The organism is Aliiglaciecola litoralis, from assembly GCF_039523355.1.
Classification (GTDB): domain Bacteria; phylum Pseudomonadota; class Gammaproteobacteria; order Enterobacterales; family Alteromonadaceae; genus Aliiglaciecola; species Aliiglaciecola litoralis.
In genome coordinates, this window is sequence record NZ_BAAAFD010000035.1 from 1 (window position 1) to 1,973 (window position 1,973).

Here is a 1,973-nt window from a genome sequence, read left to right on the forward strand (position 1 = left end):
TTGTTGAGGGCGTTAGCGCAGGTATTAGACGTATAACAAACTAATGAACCGGACGCTTACTCGCTGGGCATTGTTGTTATGTGGTTACGTTTATTGCTCGTAACCGCCGTTTATTAGGGGCGTTATATTTCATTGAGAACTTATGTTTATCCCTAGCAACGAAGAACTGACCAGAAAACTGTCGCCTCGTACAGCAAGGATTTTCGGGGTGATAGGACTAATATTGTCCGTTTCTATATTGGCCTTATCTGTGTTTTCGGGTGATAAGATTGCAATTGCATTTAGCGCCATATTTTGTACTTTGCTAGGTATATTTTCTGTTTCACTTCTTTATGGGAATGGTTCAAAGGGTAAAGGTATACTTACACCCACACTTCTTTACATCCTTGGGGCAGTAATGATCGTAGCTGATGTCTTAGTGAGCATTGTTAGTAGTTCAATCCCTTATGCTGGCGTGTTGCTTGGTTTAGGTTGCTTTGCCTTGGCTAAGAAACGGAAATCTGGTTCAATATCGTGAAATATAACAAGTTAAATCATCGGAAAATCCCTCGCAGGCCAAACAACGGCCAAAGCGCTCAGTCTTTCCGCTGTTTAAAGCGTTATACGTAAAAGACCTGCTTATGATGGGGTCAGAGCCTGAAAACTGTACCTTGAATAAGCGTGATCAGTACCTTGGTCCAGTTGTTCCGGCACATTGAATATGGTATTTCTAAAAGCCGTTTCTCGCCTTTCCTTGAGCAAGCTCAGAGCACCGCGAAACGACTTTTAGAAATAGTAGAATTGAAGGCCGCATGGACAGCGTCTGTCCACAGCATTGGCGGTAAAGTTGTTGAGGGCGTTAGCGCAGGTATTAGACGTATAACAAACTAATGAACCGGACGCTTACTCGCTGGGCATTGTTGTAATGTGGTTACGTTTATTGCTCGTAACCGCCGTTTATTAGAGGCGTTAGATTGCCATGAAAAAATTGTTGATTTTGCCTTTAGTAGTTGTTGTTTTGGTTTCGTATTGCCAGAAAAATATTGGTGGGCCAACTCAATCCGATATCGATAATCTTTTATTTGAAAATATGGTTAAAGGGGACACCCAAAATCATATTGAGGAAGTACTAAAAAATGAGAAGTTTGCGTACATATATGACAGTAACTTAAATCGATATCAGGCAATTCTTGAAAATAGGGATGAAAGCTGTTTCAGAACCTTTTTATACGATTGTGGAATTCAAATTTATATATATTTGGATCGGCAAGGCACATATGAATCACATGAAATACTCGTTTTGCATAGTGGTTTGTGAAAGGCAATCTAACAAACCATTCAACCGGACCCATTCTCGCTGGCTTAGCTCATTCTTCGCCAGTATAGCCAGCAAGTCTGTGCCGTTTAATAGGGGCGTTATACGTAAAAGACCTGCTTATGATGGGGTCAGAGCCTGAAAACTGTACCTTGAATAAGCGTGATCAGTACCTTGGTCCAGTTGTTCCGGCACAAAAGACGTGGTATTTCTAAAAGCCGTTTCTCGCCTTTCCTTGAGCAAGCTCAGAGCACCGCGAAACGACTTTTAGAAATAGTAGAATTGAAGGCCGCATGGACAGCGTCTGTCCACAGCATTGGCGGTAAAGTTGTTGAGGGCGTTAGCGCAGGTATTAGACGTATAACAAACTAATGAACCGGACGCTTACTCGCTGGGCATTGTTGTTATGTGGTTACGTTTATTGCTCGTAACCGCCGTTTATTAGGGGCGTTATACGTAAAAGACCTGCTTATGATGGGGTCAGAGCCTGAAAACTGTACCTTGAATAAGCGTGATCAGTACCTTGGTCCAGTTGTTCCGGCACAAAAGACGTGGTATTTCTAAAAGCCGTTTCTCGCCTTTCCTTGAGCAAGCTCAGAGCACCGCGAAACGACTTTTAGAAATAGTAGAATTGAAGGCCGCATGGACAGCGTCTGTCCACAGCATTGGCGGTAAAGTT

Annotated in this window: 3 protein-coding genes; all 3 read left to right on the top strand. The window is 42.7% G+C overall.

Features of this window, described 5'->3' with window-relative positions; all coding sequences use genetic code 11:
• Positions 1-142: 142 nt before the first annotated feature.
• The 3 genes from ABD036_RS19020 to ABD036_RS19030 all read left to right on the top strand — a co-directional run bounded on the left by ABD036_RS19020 (position 143) and on the right by ABD036_RS19030 (position 1,297).
• Entirely contained in the window at positions 143-517 is a 375-nt protein-coding gene (locus ABD036_RS19020; RefSeq protein ID WP_343862767.1) for a hypothetical protein, read from the top strand.
• Positions 518-660: 143 nt separating this feature from the next.
• The gene (locus tag ABD036_RS19025; protein WP_343862691.1) at positions 661-870 is read left to right on the top strand and encodes a hypothetical protein; all 210 of its coding nucleotides are present in this window, start codon (positions 661-663) and stop codon (positions 868-870) included.
• A gap of 88 nt (positions 871-958) precedes the next feature.
• Positions 959-1,297, top strand: coding sequence for a hypothetical protein (locus ABD036_RS19030; RefSeq protein ID WP_343862769.1), 339 nt, complete (start codon positions 959-961; stop codon positions 1,295-1,297).
• The last annotated feature ends 676 nt before the right edge of the window (positions 1,298-1,973 follow it).